Annotated in this window: 16 protein-coding genes; 3 read left to right on the forward strand and 13 right to left on the reverse strand. The window is 40.3% G+C overall.

The window, feature by feature from the left end; translation table 11 throughout:
• Positions 1–178 precede the first annotated feature (178 nt).
• From ACFWE9_RS15835 to ACFWE9_RS15875, 9 genes are all read right to left on the reverse strand, one after another.
• Complete coding sequence (locus ACFWE9_RS15835; RefSeq protein WP_230157189.1) at positions 179–1,594, reverse strand: SpoVR family protein; 1,416 nt, start codon at positions 1,592–1,594, stop codon at positions 179–181.
• 167 nt (positions 1,595–1,761) lie between these two features.
• A complete protein-coding gene (locus ACFWE9_RS15840; protein WP_377357642.1) occupies positions 1,762–2,841 on the reverse strand; it encodes a YkvI family membrane protein in 1,080 nt (359 codons plus the stop codon).
• A gap of 162 nt (positions 2,842–3,003) precedes the next feature.
• Positions 3,004–4,113: an o-succinylbenzoate synthase gene (gene menC, locus ACFWE9_RS15845; RefSeq protein WP_377357644.1), complete on the reverse strand. Its 1,110-nt coding sequence runs from the start codon at positions 4,111–4,113 to the stop codon at positions 3,004–3,006.
• A 13-nt stretch (positions 4,114–4,126) separates the two neighbouring features.
• A complete protein-coding gene (locus ACFWE9_RS15850) occupies positions 4,127–4,921 on the reverse strand; it encodes a GNAT family N-acetyltransferase (RefSeq protein ID WP_377357646.1) in 795 nt (264 codons plus the stop codon).
• Positions 4,914–6,062, reverse strand: a complete 1,149-nt coding sequence (locus ACFWE9_RS15855) for a M20 peptidase aminoacylase family protein (RefSeq protein ID WP_377357658.1) — start codon at positions 6,060–6,062, stop codon at positions 4,914–4,916. Before ACFWE9_RS15855 ends, ACFWE9_RS15850 begins: the two co-directional genes overlap by 8 nt.
• Before the next feature lie 67 nt (positions 6,063–6,129).
• Positions 6,130–6,972 carry a MurR/RpiR family transcriptional regulator gene (locus ACFWE9_RS15860; RefSeq protein WP_377357648.1) on the reverse strand — a complete coding sequence of 281 codons (843 nt, stop codon included), beginning with the start codon at positions 6,970–6,972 and terminating at the stop codon, positions 6,130–6,132.
• Between the two features lie 198 nt (positions 6,973–7,170).
• Positions 7,171–8,052 (reverse strand): radical SAM/SPASM domain-containing protein, encoded by an 882-nt coding sequence (locus ACFWE9_RS15865; RefSeq protein ID WP_377357650.1) that lies wholly within the window; start codon positions 8,050–8,052, stop codon positions 7,171–7,173.
• 234 nt (positions 8,053–8,286) lie between these two features.
• Positions 8,287–8,607, reverse strand: a complete 321-nt coding sequence (locus ACFWE9_RS15870; protein ID WP_230157198.1) for a DUF3889 domain-containing protein — start codon at positions 8,605–8,607, stop codon at positions 8,287–8,289.
• Between the two features lie 50 nt (positions 8,608–8,657).
• Positions 8,658–9,626 carry a M14 family zinc carboxypeptidase gene (locus ACFWE9_RS15875; RefSeq protein ID WP_377357652.1) on the reverse strand — a complete coding sequence of 323 codons (969 nt, stop codon included), beginning with the start codon at positions 9,624–9,626 and terminating at the stop codon, positions 8,658–8,660.
• Positions 9,627–9,758: 132 nt separating this feature from the next.
• On the opposite strand from ACFWE9_RS15875, the gene ACFWE9_RS15880 reads away from it, so the two are divergent.
• On the forward strand, positions 9,759–10,001 hold the full coding sequence (locus ACFWE9_RS15880) for a YhdB family protein (RefSeq protein WP_230157202.1): 243 nt from the start codon (positions 9,759–9,761) through the stop codon (positions 9,999–10,001).
• A 129-nt stretch (positions 10,002–10,130) separates the two neighbouring features.
• Here the strand turns inward: ACFWE9_RS15880 and ACFWE9_RS15885 are convergent, their stop codons facing one another.
• From ACFWE9_RS15885 to ACFWE9_RS15895, 3 genes are all read right to left on the reverse strand, one after another.
• Positions 10,131–10,661, reverse strand: a complete 531-nt coding sequence (locus tag ACFWE9_RS15885; protein WP_230157203.1) for an NADPH-dependent FMN reductase — start codon at positions 10,659–10,661, stop codon at positions 10,131–10,133.
• A 222-nt stretch (positions 10,662–10,883) separates the two neighbouring features.
• Entirely contained in the window at positions 10,884–12,614 is a 1,731-nt protein-coding gene (locus ACFWE9_RS15890; protein ID WP_377357660.1) for a phospho-sugar mutase, read from the reverse strand.
• Positions 12,615–12,762: 148 nt separating this feature from the next.
• Positions 12,763–14,310: a bifunctional GNAT family N-acetyltransferase/carbon-nitrogen hydrolase family protein gene (locus tag ACFWE9_RS15895; RefSeq protein ID WP_230157204.1), complete on the reverse strand. Its 1,548-nt coding sequence runs from the start codon at positions 14,308–14,310 to the stop codon at positions 12,763–12,765.
• A gap of 186 nt (positions 14,311–14,496) precedes the next feature.
• On the opposite strand from ACFWE9_RS15895, the gene ACFWE9_RS15900 reads away from it, so the two are divergent.
• Positions 14,497–14,874, forward strand: a complete 378-nt coding sequence (locus tag ACFWE9_RS15900; protein WP_377357655.1) for a disulfide oxidoreductase — start codon at positions 14,497–14,499, stop codon at positions 14,872–14,874.
• A gap of 73 nt (positions 14,875–14,947) precedes the next feature.
• Complete coding sequence (locus tag ACFWE9_RS15905) at positions 14,948–15,418, forward strand: thioredoxin family protein (protein WP_230157205.1); 471 nt, start codon at positions 14,948–14,950, stop codon at positions 15,416–15,418.
• Between the two features lie 69 nt (positions 15,419–15,487).
• On the opposite strand, the gene ACFWE9_RS15910 is transcribed toward ACFWE9_RS15905, so the two are convergent.
• Positions 15,488–15,907, reverse strand: coding sequence for a DUF5365 family protein (locus tag ACFWE9_RS15910; protein WP_230157206.1), 420 nt, complete (start codon positions 15,905–15,907; stop codon positions 15,488–15,490).
• Positions 15,908–16,054: the final 147 nt, after the last annotated feature.

A 16,054-nucleotide genomic window follows, 5' to 3' on the forward strand; every position in this document is an offset into this window, starting at 1 on the left:
TCTCCTGTTTCAGGGGCCAGTCGCCAATAAGAAAGTAGGTGCTCCTCCATAACTTTTCATGCCAACAACGCAGAAATTCTTTTCGGGGTGCCTTATAGTACTAGCAAATTACAAGTATCGTTCATATTCTGGGAACATACGAAACAAAAAAACTGCCGATTTCTCAGCAGTTTTTTTCTTATAAATACTTACGGTGAATACCTTTTCCATCATAGGAAAACAGGACTTCTTTTCCTTCCATGACTGATTCCATATGCACGGAGCGTCCCCAAAGCTGATGGATATATGGCATGACTTTTTCGAGATATTTCAGGTCCAGCTCAATATCTTCATACCAATGTTTCAAATAAAGTTCCCCATTGCGCATGTAGTCGCCATCATTTACTGTGATGTAAGGGAACCCGCCATTAACCCTCATACTGACGAGTTGATCACGCACATGTTCCCATGCCTTATCGACGATTTTATAATCCTTGCCCTGCTTTTGGAATAAATACATATCCTCCCGCATGACCAGGTCCTTCGTCAAATAATTGCGGAGAAAGGAAATATCGGATTCGATTTCTCTTACTTCGAACATCTTTTCCCTGCCAGTTCCAGGCTTAACGCCCAGCCTGATCATTTCTTCGGTAGGATTATCATAGCGTTCTTCAATATCTTCAAGCACTTTCAATCCAAGATAATAAGGGTTGATGCTGGTCCGTGATGGCTGAACGACACCCGCGTTAAGTTTTGCGAATTCAATGGCTTCCCCTGAGGACAAATCCAATTCACGGATTATGCGCTGATGCCAGTATGATGCCCAGCCTTCGTTCATGATTTTCGTTTCGAGCTGTGGCCAGAAATACAGCATCTCTTCCCTGATCATCGTCATGATATCCCGCTGCCAATCGGCTAAATCCCTGCTGTACTGTTCAATGAAAAGCATAATATCCTTTTCTGGCCTCGGCGGGAATTTTTTTCTTTTCTTAATCGTGGAATTCTTCGGTTTATCCTTATTATCCAGATTCCATAAATCATCGTATTGTGTGGCTATCGGCTTTATTTCCTCTTCCTCTTCCTCATCTTCCATCGTCCAGGCAAGCTTAGGTCTCATCAACGACGGATCGATATGTTCTTCAATGGCTAAAAGTGCATCGAGGAAAGTTTCTACTTCCTTTTTGCCATGCAGGATTTCATATTCACGGATTCTTTCTGCCGTGGCCGACATACTTTCAACCATATCCCTCTTCGTATTATTGAAACGTACATTATTCTTAAAGAAATCACAATGTGCCAAAACATGGGCAACGATCAATTTATTTTGTACAAGTGAATTGGAGTCCAGCAGAAAAGCGTAACAAGGATTAGAGTTAATGACCAGTTCATAGATCTTACTTAATCCAAAGTCATACTGTAGCTTCATTTTATGAAACTGCTTCCCAAAGCTCCAATGTGAAAAACGGGTCGGCATCCCATAGGCACCAAATGTATAAATGATTTCTGAAGGGCAAATTTCATAGCGCATCGGGTAAAAATCCAACCCGAACCCCGTTGCTATTTCTGTTATTTCACTAATGGCATATTCCAGAGCCTTTTGCTCCGCTCCATTCATCCGATATCCCCCTTGTCTTCCGCCTTTAAACTAATGTATGAAAAAAAGGCGGAAAAATGCCGTGATCATGTGTAAAGGTTCCTCGATAACAGAAAAAAACATACCCATGAAGAAGATGTCAGTTATAATTGATCGATGCCGTTCACCCTTTATTTTCCCTTCACTCTTTAATTTTTTACTAATTCCACATTCACTGCCCCTTTGTTCGCTTTCGAACGGATCCAGGAAATGATAAGCGCTGCAATGATTACAAAACCTAAATAACCTGTAACTGGGTATACCGTTCCGACCAATTTAATGAAACCAACGAAACTTGCAAGGAAAGCGAGGATTCCTACCAAAACCACAGAAATTTTAAATCGTTTCGTATCGGCAGGCACCAACCTTGCTGTGAATGCATACAGCATTCCAACTGAGGTGTTATAGATCATTCCTAAAAGGACGATTGACAGGATATATCCCAACCATGGTGAAATCTGATTTGCTAAATAAAGGGTAGGCATACCCGACCCTTCTATGCCCTTCAAGTCCGACATCATTCCCATATTGATCAAGAGTAACAATATCCCCAATCCGATACCTCCAAGGATGCCTCCCATTCCAGCCTCTTTCTTATTCTTAAAGATCCCTCCCATTACGGCCAGCATCGCGATTCCGGCAGTCATATTATATGAAACATACAATAATGAACCCATCAACCAATTTCCGGTTGCTGCCGTTCCTTTACTTGAAGAAGAAATGATTTCTTTAAAACTGAGATCGGATGTGAAGAATGAATAGCCTGAAATAATAATCATGATAACAAATAAAAACGGTGTGACTGCACTAATGATGGACATGATTTTATTAACATTTAGTAAGAGCGTACCAATCGTAAGGACAGTCATGACGATTGCACCGACTATACTTGGAATGCCGAATTGTTCTTCAAAAATCGTTCCAGAACCAGCAATCATGATGACTGTAACGCCAAACAAGAAAAAAGTAATGATAATATCGACTACCCTGCCTATGTAACGGCCACAAATATGATCGATGATGCTTTTATGGGAGCGGGTTTGGAGAGAGCTTCCCAGTTGTGTAACTTGCATCCCTAAAAACGAGAATAAAGCAGTCGCCACCACAATTCCCAATACACTATAGATTCCGAAGCTCGTAAAGAATTGTAATACTTCCTGTCCTGAGGCGAAACCTGCCCCAATGATGATTCCAATATATGCACCTGCAAGATTTACACTGTTTTTCATATGGATCCCCTCTTAATTGAATGATTATTCTGACAATTTATATTAAACGAAGTACCTGGCCGTTCATTACTCTTTTCTTTAAAGCTTCCCAGCTTCAGTAATTTTAGCGAGCAAATCGCTCTTGAAGCTGGGGAGTGCTATTCTTCAGATTCTTGCTTTTTATTATTTGGTATACCTTTTACTAAAGGAAGTGAATTCATCGACAGCAGCGGGATCAACTTCAAAGCCAATGCCTGCAGACTTTGGAACGGTTATGACCCCATCTATAACGGTAACCTCCGGCTGAATGATGTCTTTATGCCAATAATTCGCAGATGCTGCGGTATCTCCAGGCATCGTGAAATTATCCAGAGTTGTCAAGGCGATATTATGAGCACGCCCGACACCTGATTCCAACATGCCCCCACACCAAACCGGAACTTTTCGTTCTTTACATAAATCATGTATTTTCTTCGCTTCCGTTAAACCGCCTACCCTGCCAATCTTGATATTAATGATTTTACAGCTTCCCAATTCAAGGGCTTTTCTTGCATCCTCCACCGAATGTATACTTTCATCCAAGCAAATCGGGGTTTTGATTTCCGCCTGTAATGCCGCATGATCGACTATGTCATCCGACGACAAGGGCTGCTCGATCATCATTAAATCAAATTGATCAAGCTGCTTCAGTAATTCGATGTCTTTCAGGCGGTAGGCGGAGTTTGCATCTGCCATGATCGGGATATCCGGATAACGATTGCGTACTTCCTTGATTACATCAACATCCCAACCTGGTTGAATTTTTATTTTGATTCTTTTATAACCATCATTCAATCCATCTTCTATTTTCTTCAGTAATTCAGGTACCGTTTTTTGAATGCCGATACTGATTCCAACATCGATTTTTTCGAGTTCTCCACCTAGTGCCATACTTAATGGGATATTCTTTTCTTTTGCGTATAAATCCCAAATAGCTCCCTCGATTGCCGATTTAGCCATATTATTTTTGCGAATATGCGAAAACATATCCGATACTTCACGAGGATGATCTATATCTTTATCCAATACAAGCGGAATCAAGAAATCTTCAAGCATGGTCCAATTTGTTTTTATTGTTTCTTCGTTATACCAAGGCGCTGAAAAAGCCACTGATTCAGCCCAACCAGAAAGCCCCTCCTCATTTTTCACTTCCACCAGAATGAATTCCTTATCTATAAACGTTCCAAAGCTTGTTGTAAATGGAGCAATCAGATCCATGTTCAAATGACGTAAACGCACTTCTTTTATTTTCATTTCTACTTCCCTCTCAATCTTGTTTTTTTAATAAGTAGTTTTGAATGTGCTCACCTTGTTCCCGTTCTATTCCAACTACAACATATCCGTTAGCAAAAAGCGTTTTGAATAATTCACCCGTTTTTGACCGCCAATCATTCGCAAGGCGGAGATCACCTTTTTTGATTTTCTGAATATCTGTCGGGATGGGGATAGCGACCACATCTGCATTGGTTTCCAAATGATAATCCTTGATATAAGGAAAGCCTTGGTCATTCATTTCTGTGGTTACGATGTGTGTGGAATTTTCGGGAAGTGATGTCTCTTCCTTTCCTACCTGCCTTATATTCCATTCCACTACGAACCGATCAGTGGATAATCCTTCATTGAGGGTATCTTTCATATTCCCATAACAATCTTCCATATATGTAGAGCAAACCGCTTTTAGCTTGCCGATATTCAAGTTTGCGTTCACACTTTCCAATGGATCATATGTCCATTTAATTAAATCGTAGCCTTTTTTGAGTGCTTCTTCTCTTTGTGCCAATTTAAGTAATCTACCGTAGCCCTTCTTTTGATGGGCAGGATGGATGGCTAGCATATGTGAACAAAGAAACACCCTTCCATCCTTAAATCCCGGGAAACTGTATTGAAATCCAACTAACTGGTCATTGATATAACCACCTAAAACAAGGCCGCCGTTTTTGACTGCTGTAATCGTCTGATGGGTAGGTACGCAATCCATGCCCCATACAAGGATTTCAAGTCGCTGCACTTCTTGTAAATCCTCTAGTGTTGATAGCGATTTTATGATTAATTCATCAGTCATGTAGGTGTCCCTCCTCTCCATACTTATCAAAAGTAAGAATGATGGCTTTCGTCAGGATTTCTATTCCGGAAAACAAAGCATCTTTGTTGAACGTCATGTCCGGATGATGGAGACCTGGTGTGAGATCACAGCCTAACCCAAGCATCGTCGCTTTGACTTCAGGCCTTTTCAACGTATAAAAATGAAAATCTTCTCCTCCGGTTGTTATGACAGGCGCTACCAAATTTTCTTTCCCGAGTGTATCGGCAATCGCTTCAGCCATTATTTCCTGGGCTTGTTCATTTACGATAGCTGCGGCAACATTTGCTGCCGGCTCGAGTTTTATTTCAACTCCATGGACAAACGCCAAAGATTCTGCAACTTTTTCCACCTTTTTGGTGAGCTCTTTCATCACTTCATTATCTTGAGCCCTTAAATCCAGTGAGAATGTTGCTTTTCCAGGAATGATATTGGAACTTTCGCCTCCAGCGAAAAACTGGGTCATTTTTGCTGAATAAGGGATGGATGGATTGAGATGGATACTATTTAACATAGTGACGAAGGCCGCTCCTACTTCGATTGCATTTTGCCCTTGATGCGGCCTTGCCCCATGTGCATCCGTCCCGACTATTTCTCCTTTAATGAACTGTGCGGCTCCGTGGACAATGGCAGGTGACGCCTGCCCATCCTTCACTTCCTCCACTGGCCTTAAATGCACTCCATAAAGGAAGTCGACATCATCCAAAACTTTTTCTTCAATCATCTTCAAGGCGCCCGTACCTTTTTCTTCAGCTGGCTGAAAAATGAATTTCAGCTTACCTCCCGGCCGAAAGTCCATTTCCTTCAAAACTAGGAATACTCCAAGTGCCAAGGTCATATGCCCGTCGTGCCCACAGGAATGATTAGCCTGAAACGTTCCATGCACCTCCTGCCAAAGTGCATCGATATCGGATCGTAATCCGACTGTGAAAATCCCATTTCCCATTTCTCCAATCACTCCGGTACAATCTTGGAATGTTTCTACCGTGCAATGATTTTCTCTTAAAATATTAGAAATGAAAGCTGTCGTATTCACCTCATTCCAACTCGTTTCAGGATGAGCGTGTAAATGGTCGAATATATCGATGATCCGCGGCCTTAATTTATCGATTGATTGTTTTATATCCATTTCTGTTCCCCCTAATATCCCAGTTTTATCGGCTTGATTACTGAATTCATGTACGTGTTAATTAAAAGAAATAATCATCTTGATTGAACGCATCATATCTAGCTTTTCTTTCTTTGAAACGCTGTTCATCTTTAATCGAAACACCTGCTACCAAACTATTTAACAATGAGAATAAAACAGGTGCCGTATCGATAGTGGAGGTCCTCGGCGTGGATATGGGCAATAACATGTCACTGAAGTCAGCAATCGGTGCAAGTTCAGAATCAGTAATGCCGATTACAAATGAACCCGCTTGTTTGGCCATTTCCGTGATTTTTACCGTCTCTTTCACATACCGATGAAATGAAATGGCGACAAAAACGGAATTTTCAGTCATTTTGTTCAGTTGTGAAAAAATATCATCTGTGTCCGGTCTATATAAATGGACATCTTCCCTAACAAGCCTAAGTGTATACGTTAACCAATGCGCTGCCGAAAATGATAAACGGTGTCCGGAAATCAAGATATAGTCGGCTGCCGCCAATTTATCAACTGTTTTGGAGAAATCATCATTTGATAAATTTTTCATTGTCTTTTCGATGCTAAGAATATCCTGCCCCATCACTTGGGCCATGAAGTTTGGCTGATTGGCAGCTTCCAGTTTAGATGAATGATACTCATTCAAACTGCTGCTCTCGAATATCAACTGATTACGAATAAGTTTTTGAAGTTCCGCAAATCCACTTAACCCCAACGAATAACAAAAACGGATGATAGTCGTTTCACTGACGCCAATATCCTTCCCTAGCTTTTCAGCTGAAGTGACTGCGAATGTATGTGAATGTACTAACAAATATTTCGCTACCTTTTTTTGACCAGTCGATAAATCAGGGAATACCTCTTTAACTTTTAGCTGTAAATCCATAAAACATCCCCTCAAAACAAAGTATGAATCCTAAACTTTTTATATGCCAATATGAAGTATTAACTTCTTTAATAATAGAACGTATTTTATCACGGGTTCTTTAATAAAACAATAATATTCAGAATTTTTAATAAAAAAGGGGTCAATTTCTCCTAACAAAAAAACCACGAAGATGAACTCCGTGGTTTTCCTTACTCTTTATTTTTTATGACGCTTTGCATAGCCACACCGTTTACATAGCTCTTCAACTGCACATCTTCTTGAGAAGCCATCATACATGTTTTTAGCCCGTTCACCATTTAAAATTTCTTCAAGTGACGATTCAAATATATTCCCAAGTGGAATTTTCCCTTCACTATCCAAACAGCAAGGTACAACCGTTCCATCCACCAAGATGCCCAACTGATCTCTCAGAGCATAACAGAATATATTTTCATCGATAATGTCACGGTCCAATTCCGGCCACTCGAATTTTTCAGCCATGTTAATATAAACCCTGTCCTTCAACTTGATATTATTCTTTTGTTGAAGAGCTTCACTTAAGCGGATATCCAAAGAAAGCTTCTCCTCCAACATACTGAGAATATCGTCGTTCAGGCCATTACTCGCTTTCAGTTCATCTGTATCCATATTCCATAAACGAATGGCGCAAATCACTTCACTTATTTCATTAGCCTCATTAATGAAATCGGCAATATTACTGACATAAGAGTCAAGACTATTGCCCGTATCATTTGCCTCAAAGCTATGAAGGGAAATATTCACCTGCCGAAGGGCTTTTTTGGAAAGCAGCTTGTCTTTGACCTTTTGAATCAAAGTACCGTTCGTTGTAATATTCACTTTCAGGTCATTTTCAGCACTGATATCCAGGAATGTACCCAAATTTTTATTTAAAAATGGTTCACCCATCAGATGAAAGTAAATATGATCGGTGTGTGGTTTGATTTTCTCGATAACATGCGTAAACCCTTCAGGATCCATGAATTTCAGGGTCCTTTGCAAGCTGGAGCTCGGACAAAAATTGCACTTCAAGTTACATATATTTGTAATTTCCACATAAACTTTCTTAAACTTTCTCATTATATACTACCCCTAAAATCTAGCTATATTGTTTCAATCTGATACTAACTATACTTGTTAGCAGCTCATAAATGCAATGAAAACTTCATGGTAGGGGCATAAGTGTGTTGATCTCATAACATTTTTTCCAGTGGCAGCCATTATTCATTTGCCATTCACATTAAGAATGAAAAAACATCTTCTTGAGCTGAAGATGTTCGGTTAGATACATACCTATAATTTCCGTTTGTGAACTCACTTTCCTTTTTGCTCTGTGACCTTTAAATTAAGTAATTTTTCATTTGTCAAATCATGTTGAACGGTCACGATGACATTGAACTCCTTTCCTTTTTCCTTGACCAAAAATCTGAAATCGTCTTGGACAAAATTCTTCGCTATAGTTTTTCTACCATTATATTCATAATCGCTAATCTCAACTTCGGGATAATCTGCTTGGACGACGGCAATCGCAATTTTTCCGTATTTTTCATAATCAGGTTTTTGGGCCTGTGCAGAAATGGACCCTGCTTGTATTATCAAAAAAATACCCATTAGCATCATGATGACTTTTTTCAATATCTTTCCCTCCTTATACTGTCCTCTTATTTATTATTATGTAAAATTGTTCAATTGTTATGCAGCAGGTTCGCTTCATTTACAAGCATGATCCCAACAAAATGATTCCTTTTCCATTCTTCAGGAAATACAGTCATTGGAGGATTGGTTTCATCCACTAAATAACTGAGTTCGATTGTCATTCCTGGGCGCCCGAATTCAGTAATGAACCAATCCGTAAATCCACTGCCCACTGCTTCTTTTTCCGGAAAGGTCAATTCATACCCAGTCATTTCCGCTGTTTTTTTGGCAATGCCATAATCCCTTGCCATATTTTCACGTTTATTTTGATAATGCCAAAAGATTTCCCTTCCGGACGTATGGTAGGAAACCGCAATAAGGGGATCGATTTTCCTCGTAAAATCAGCAAGCGCTTTAACCTCCGCAGCCTCAAGGGGGTGTTCACCCTTATAAAATTGATAAGTTGGTTTTGTTTCATCACTCATGACTTCTTTCCATCCAGCCGGATACTGCCTATTTAAATCAATGCCTTTGGCGTTGGCCTTCCAACGCGACCAATTCTTACTATATCGGTTCATTTTCCAGACGGCTGCCTTTTCAATAAAGCTCAAGTTTGATAAATCTCCTTGCTGGATGCTGACGCCATCTGGATTCAGCATCGGGATAAACCAGATGCTGACTTCATCCATTAATGCCGAAGAATACCCTCCTACCGACTTACCCGCCCGATAAGCTCCTGCATATTCCTCGAGCATGCTCATTAACAGTTTGGAGCTGAGCCATTCCCTACCATGATGCGAGCCTACAAGCAATATCGACCTTTTCCCTTCTCCTAACTTCACTGCCTTTATATTTTTTCCTTCTTCAGTTTGCCCGATTATTTGTACGTCCAATTCATATTGGTTCTGGATTCCCTGCAGATCCGCTTCCATTCGTTCAGGGGAATACACTTCTTCTGCAAATGTGGTTTCGGGAAACAAAAGGAAGATGAATATTCCAATTAGCATTAATTTTCTCATGTACTCACCTTTTATTTTTATTCAGGTAAAAAGCAACAACCGCGGTCCAAATACATCACCACATATTGTAAGGAAATATTCAGTCCGATCTGAACAAAATACAAATAGCTCCTTATTAAGGGGGAGAACTACATGAGGATTGCGGATTATGATCAAGCATTGTTTCACACACACCGTTCTGATTGGGACAGCTTGTTAGTATTAATGGTTCGAACGAAAGATCACATTCTTTCGAAAAAAATTGAACATTTTTTGCACGCATACCGGTTTGAGCATGATTACCAAATCGTTCAATCCCAGCTGTATGCACTTCTACGTTATCTGGATCATGCAGCAGAAAAAACAAGCGATTATTTAAATGAACTCCCAAGCTAAAACTAACTATAGTTTTTGCAAAATGGGGGAATTTATACAAGAAGATTGATTTACGGGGATTTAACTGTGGCTGGTGGAACCCTAGAAATAAGGAAGGGTCAGGTTTTTTAATACCTGACCCCCATTTCATTATTTTTTTATTGTCGCATATGCAGTTGCATATATTTTAAGTTCTTCAATTAAACCCTCTACAAGTTCAGCAGACTCTTCAAATAAACCATCATTTTCATAATCGAAGCAATGCGGATCAAGGACCAATTGTTTCGGAATCACATTAGCATAAAGGCTACGCCCTACAGTCCTCATGGAATTCAAGGCGTTGATTCCGCCCTTTCCTCCTCCGGAAACAGCCAATAAAGCGACTGGTTTATGCGTGAATTGTTCACTGCTTAGAAAATCCAATGCATTTTTCAAAACTCCGCTCATCGAACCATGATACTCCGGAGTGGCAAGGATCACGCCATCCGCTTCCTCGATGCTTTTACGAAGACCTTGAATCACTTCCAATTGATATTGCTCACCTTCACCTGAATATAAAGGAATCTCACTGTTGCTTAAATCAATAAGTTCCACTCCGTATTTCTTGGAAATGTAGCGTGATGCAATCCCTGTACGCCCCTGTTTACGTGGTGAACCATTAATGATTACTAATTTTTTCATATAAAAATAACCCTCCCATTGTTCCTATATTGCTGCTCACTCTATCTACATAATGAACCGATGTTTTCCGAGGTCACTCGCCAATACAGTATACCAAAACCGAAACAGAAATTCCTTGAATTTTGATTATTCTTGCTACTAAAAATTTGTCGGCGTCAACTTTTATTGACTTTACAATAAAAAAACGAAGGACCAAAGTCCTTCGTTTAGCTTTTCAAACATTTAAACTAATGCTTCGATCTTACCCATGAAATCATCCATGACTTCAGCTAACTTTGACTCAGCTTCTGGCATTGATTTACCTTGGACACCGAAATAGAATTTAATTTTCGGTTCAGTGCCTGAGGGACGAAGGCATACCCATGTACCGTCTTCAAGGAAATACTTCAATACGTTTGATTTCGGAAGCTCGATCGATTCTTCATCATTTGAAGGTAATGAACGCTTTATACTGCTCAGATAATCTTCCTCAATAACCACCTGGGTGCCGGCAATTTGAGCAGGCGGATTTTGACGGAATTGATTCAATATACCAGAAATCTGTTTTGCTCCCTCTTTGCCCTTTAACGTCAATGAACGCAAACCTTCCAGGTAAAATCCGTATTTTTCAAACACATTCAATAACCCTTCATAAAGTGTCAATCCCTGCTTTTTATAATAAGCACAGACCTCTACAGCTAGCACTGCCGCTTGAATGGCATCTTTATCACGGGCAAAGTCCTTAATTAGATAACCGTAGCTTTCTTCATACCCAAACAAAAAGCTGTGTTCTCCGCTTTCATTATACTGATTTATTTTCTCGGCTATGAATTTAAACCCGGTCAGAACATCCACCGTTTGCAAGCCATAGGATTCCGCAATCGTCCGCCCGATTTCTGAGGTGACAATTGTTTTTAAGACGACTCCATTTTGGGGAATTGTCCCCTTTTCTCTTTTCTGTGCCAGTAAATAATCGAGGAATAGGGCACCTGTTTGATTTCCTGTCAGGATAACATATTGGCCCATCTCGTTTTTCACGGCTATCCCCAGCCGATCGGCATCTGGGTCCGTTGCAATCAATAAGTCCGCTTCCACTTTGTTTCCAAGCTCGATCGCCATTTCAAATGCAGCTGGTTCCTCAGGATTCGGAGACTTGACTGTTGAAAAATCTGGATCTGGCATCTCCTGCTCCTTAACGATATGCAGGTTTTGGTAACCTAAACTTTGCAGTGCCCGTCTTACTGATTTATTTGCCGTGCCATGAAGTGGCGTAAAAACGATTGACACATCTATTTCCTCTGCAAGCTGTGGATTCTCGGGAACTGTAAGCAACTCTTGATTATACGCTGCATCTAATTCCTCGCCAATCATTTCAATGAGGCCCTTCCCTATAAGACTTTCTGCTTCTTCAACCTGAATTTCAAGCTCACTTTCAATGGCATTCACGTAGCCGATCACTTGATCCGCAGCCTCAGGTGGCAATTGTGCCCCATCAGGTCCATAAACCTTGTAACCATTATATTCAGGCGGATTGTGGCTTGCCGTGATGACGATTCCAGCAAATGCATTCAGTTCGCGAACGGCAAATGATAATTCGGGAGTAGGCCGCAATTCATCGAATAAATAAGCCTTCACCCCGAATGTTGCTAAGGTTTTAGCTGCTTCGAGTGCAAATTCCGGTGACTTATGTCTCGAATCATAAGCAATCACAGCCCCTCTTCCCTTTGCCTCTTCCCCATACGATGAGATATATTGGGCCAAACCAACCGTGGCTTTCCTTACTGTATAAAGATTCATCCGGTTCGTTCCCGCTCCGATTTCCCCACGCATACCGCCTGTACCAAATTCTAAATTCTTATAAAAGGCATCTTCGAGTTTTGCTTCATCCTGCTGCATCTCCTCGAGGAGGACACGTAATTCCTCATTTAAATTCTGGTACCCTGCCCATGTGGTGTATAAAGATTTCCATTCCATCTCCATTATCTCCTCCCAAATGCCTTATTTTAGTCGTTATGTATCTACCTATACAAAATTATCACATTTTTTCCAATAAATGAAGTAAGAGCTCATAATGAAAAGGACAGCATTAAGCATTGCTTCTCATCACGAGCTCTCTATCTCTTTATTTTCCGCCTTTTTGATAATGCAGCTTATAAATATCGTGGCGTCGATCTTTCAATTGCCTTACTGTACCGGACTGTCTTTCTCGTCGTAAGATTTCCAAATCAACATCGCCAATCAGAACCATCTCAAGGTTCGGGCTCGTTTCCCCTACTATGCCGTCACGCGCAAATTCGAAATCGGATGGGGCAAAAATCCCTGATTGAGCATATTGGATATCCATATTTTCCGTTTGCGGCAGATTCCCGACAGTTCCGGAAATGACCGTATAAATTTGATTTTCCACTGCACGGGCCTGGGCACAATAACGAACGCGCAAGTAGCCTTGCCGATCTTCTGTACAAAATGGAGTGAATATGATTTTGGCCCCCATGTCGGTTGCAATCCGGGCGAGTTCCGGAAACTCAATATCATAACAAATTTGTATGGCGATCTTCCCACAGTCCGTATCAAAAACACGAACGCGATCACCTGCGTTGATTCCCCACCATTTTCTTTCATTCGGTGTGATATGAATCTTATATTGTTTTTCAATCGTCCCGTCGCGACGGAATAAATAAGCGATGTTATAGATATTGTCATCGTCTTCTTTAACGAAATGGGAACCACCGATGATATTGATGTTATACCTTACTGCTAAAGTGGTGAACAATTCAATGTATTGCTCCGTGAAATCGGACAGTTTCCTAACAGCCAAGCTTGGTGATCTTTCATTTAAGAAAGACATCAGCTGGGTCGTGAACAATTCCGGGAATACGGCGAAATCGGCATTGGCATCCGAAGCCACGTCGGTGAAATACTCGACTTGGTTCGCGAAGTCTTCGAATGAATCGATTTTACGCAGCATGTATTGCACGACGCAGATTCTTACAGGTTCAGATGTTTTATAATAACGTTTTGTTTTCGCCTGATAATCGACGTTATTCCACTCCATGAGCGTAGCATACTTATTGGATTGCAAATCATCCGGCAAGTAATTCGGATTGATTCTCATGAGCGTGAAGCCATTTAAAAGCTGGAACGAAAGTACCGGGTCATATATTTTATGCAATTGCACTTCTTTCACATATTCCCTAGGTAATAGTTCCTCCGCATGTTTATGGTAATTGGGAATCCTGCCGCCGATAATGATACTTTTCAAATTCAATTGGGCAACAAGTTCTTTCCTTGAATCATATAGTCTTTGACCGATTTTCATCCTGCGGAATTTAGGATGGACCATGACCTCGATGCCATATAAATTATAACCGTCCGGATTATGATTCGTAATGTATCCATTATCCGTTACATCGTCCCATGTATGGCGATCATCATATTCGTCAAAATTAATAATGAGGCTGGAACATGAGCCAATCACTTTTCCATCATATTCAGCTACGAATTGACCTTCCGGAAAAATTGCCAGGTGGCTCTCAAGCTGATTTCGTTTCCAAGGCACCATTCCAGGAAAGCAACTCGATTGCAAAGCAATTATTTCATCTATGTCTCCCAGCTTCATATTGCGTATTTCCATAATTTTTTCATATTTATGCAGGTCCAAATTAGGCATTTTCCTCAGACTCCTTTAATCTCTTCCATAAGAATTATACCCCTTATTTAAAAATTAAAACAACTCAACCTACCCAAGGATTTCAAAATTGCGTAGCTAAAATCCATACTGAATGTCCTCGAAAAAGAATATATATTTTACAGACCCCATCCATACATACTATACTTTTCATGAGAGCAAAAAGAGATGGGGAAGAGGAACCATGAACAAGACTATACGCAATGGGGAAAACTTATTATTTGTGGCCTTGGCTGCTCCATCATTGCTATGTTTGGAAGCTTATATTTCTCTGAAATTAAGCAAAATGAACCGTTTGCGCTCTGTTGGTATCAGCGTATCATCATATATCCTTTTACAATCATTTTAGGAATTGCAATCATTCGAAAAGATCATTGGATTTGCTTGTATACCATGATAGTAACAGCCATCGGTGCATTTATTCCCACGTATCGTTATTTTGTGCAAAAGGTTTCATTCTTTCCCGACCACACCCTTGCATGCGGAAGGGTTCCATGTATAGGACAATATATTGACGTGTTTGGTTTCATTACCATCCCGTTCTAGCCTTGACTGCATTCGTCATTATTTTCATATGCAGTTACATCGTATGGACAAGACCCAAGGAGGTTGCAGCTTAATGAAGAAAATGGCTATTTTTTTAGTGATAATCGTCGCCCTTTTTGTCCTGCTGGGCGTTTTTACAAACATGAAAAAAGAAGAAAAATCAAAAGGAAATCCATACGGCAAGGATAAACTTAAACCCGCTACTGTCGATCAGCTGGATGACCCTAATTATCAAAACTTGATCCTTCCTGTAGAGTTGGAGCAGGACCTCCAAGATAGTAAAGACGTGACCGTTTATTTCTATAGTCCTACGAATTCAATCAGTCAAAAAACCACTCCAGTCGTGGCACCTTTGGCAGAGAAATTGGGTATTGATCTTGTGCAATTCAACCTTTTGGAGTTTGAACAAGGATGGAGCGATTATGGCATCAAAAAAACCCCGACCATCGTACACTATAAGAATGGACAAGAACAAGAACGGATCGATGGCTATAATGATGAGGAAACCTTCGAGAAATGGTTCGAGGACAACGATATTAATTAAGGATGGATAAAAATGAGCCGGCCCTAACGGAAATGCTTCTCCCGTTATAGCCGGCTCATTTTTTTTGCCTTATACTAAATATTGATTCGCTACCTGGATATCCATCATCTGCACATCTTTACTCGCTTCATGGCTTATACATGAAAAATGGTCATAATAAAAAGGGAAAAAGATTCCGTATTCATTCAATAGTGCAATGTTATGCTGGAACAATTCTTCAGAATCAGATTCCATCATTAAAGAATCTTCTCTCTTCTGTTTGTCTAATATAGACATGAGGACTTGAAGGCACGTCATTACTTGAAATGCGTCTCGTAATGTTGCTAAATAGGTAAAGGAACTTTGATTGGGCTCCAAAACGCCGATTTCGCGAAAATGAAGGATTTCACTTTCCGTAAAGTACTTTGGAAATACAGATTCATAGAAACGAGCAACGAGACTCGCTATTTCTTGCTCTTGTTCTTCCGTTGAAGAAAAGACCGTCTTCACTAAAAAAACCACCTTTTTCAGATCCATTAGACCTATCTTGTTATATGTATATTCTAGGACAAGCGATTTCTTTCCCTATAGAATAACATAAAAATTGTAAAAAACATGTGGTAATTTCCACCACGAAATTATTGACAATAGGACCTC

The sequence above is a fragment of the Peribacillus sp. NPDC060253 genome (genome assembly GCF_042727425.1).
GTDB lineage: Bacteria > Bacillota > Bacilli > Bacillales > DSM-1321 > Peribacillus.

What these genes read in the sequence shown, in the direction of transcription:
- ACFWE9_RS15835 (WP_230157189.1), bottom strand. Translation starts at nt 1,594, where the DNA reads ATGAATGGAGCGGAGCAAAAGGCTCTGGAATATGCCATTAGTGAAATA.
- ACFWE9_RS15840 (WP_377357642.1), bottom strand. Translation starts at nt 2,841, where the DNA reads ATGAAAAACAGTGTAAATCTTGCAGGTGCATATATTGGAATCATCATT.
- menC (WP_377357644.1), bottom strand. Translation starts at nt 4,113, where the DNA reads ATGAAAATAAAAGAAGTGCGTTTACGTCATTTGAACATGGATCTGATT.
- ACFWE9_RS15850 (WP_377357646.1), bottom strand. Translation starts at nt 4,921, where the DNA reads ATGACTGATGAATTAATCATAAAATCGCTATCAACACTAGAGGATTTA.
- ACFWE9_RS15860 (WP_377357648.1), bottom strand. Translation starts at nt 6,972, where the DNA reads ATGGATTTACAGCTAAAAGTTAAAGAGGTATTCCCTGATTTATCGACT.
- ACFWE9_RS15865 (WP_377357650.1), bottom strand. Translation starts at nt 8,052, where the DNA reads ATGAGAAAGTTTAAGAAAGTTTATGTGGAAATTACAAATATATGTAAC.
- ACFWE9_RS15875 (WP_377357652.1), bottom strand. Translation starts at nt 9,626, where the DNA reads ATGAGAAAATTAATGCTAATTGGAATATTCATCTTCCTTTTGTTTCCC.
- ACFWE9_RS15880 (WP_230157202.1), top strand. Translation starts at nt 9,759, where the DNA reads ATGAGGATTGCGGATTATGATCAAGCATTGTTTCACACACACCGTTCT.
- ACFWE9_RS15885 (WP_230157203.1), bottom strand. Translation starts at nt 10,661, where the DNA reads ATGAAAAAATTAGTAATCATTAATGGTTCACCACGTAAACAGGGGCGT.
- ACFWE9_RS15890 (WP_377357660.1), bottom strand. Translation starts at nt 12,614, where the DNA reads ATGGAATGGAAATCTTTATACACCACATGGGCAGGGTACCAGAATTTA.
- ACFWE9_RS15895 (WP_230157204.1), bottom strand. Translation starts at nt 14,310, where the DNA reads ATGCCTAATTTGGACCTGCATAAATATGAAAAAATTATGGAAATACGC.
- ACFWE9_RS15900 (WP_377357655.1), top strand. Translation starts at nt 14,497, where the DNA reads ATGGGGAAGAGGAACCATGAACAAGACTATACGCAATGGGGAAAACTT.
- ACFWE9_RS15905 (WP_230157205.1), top strand. Translation starts at nt 14,948, where the DNA reads ATGAAGAAAATGGCTATTTTTTTAGTGATAATCGTCGCCCTTTTTGTC.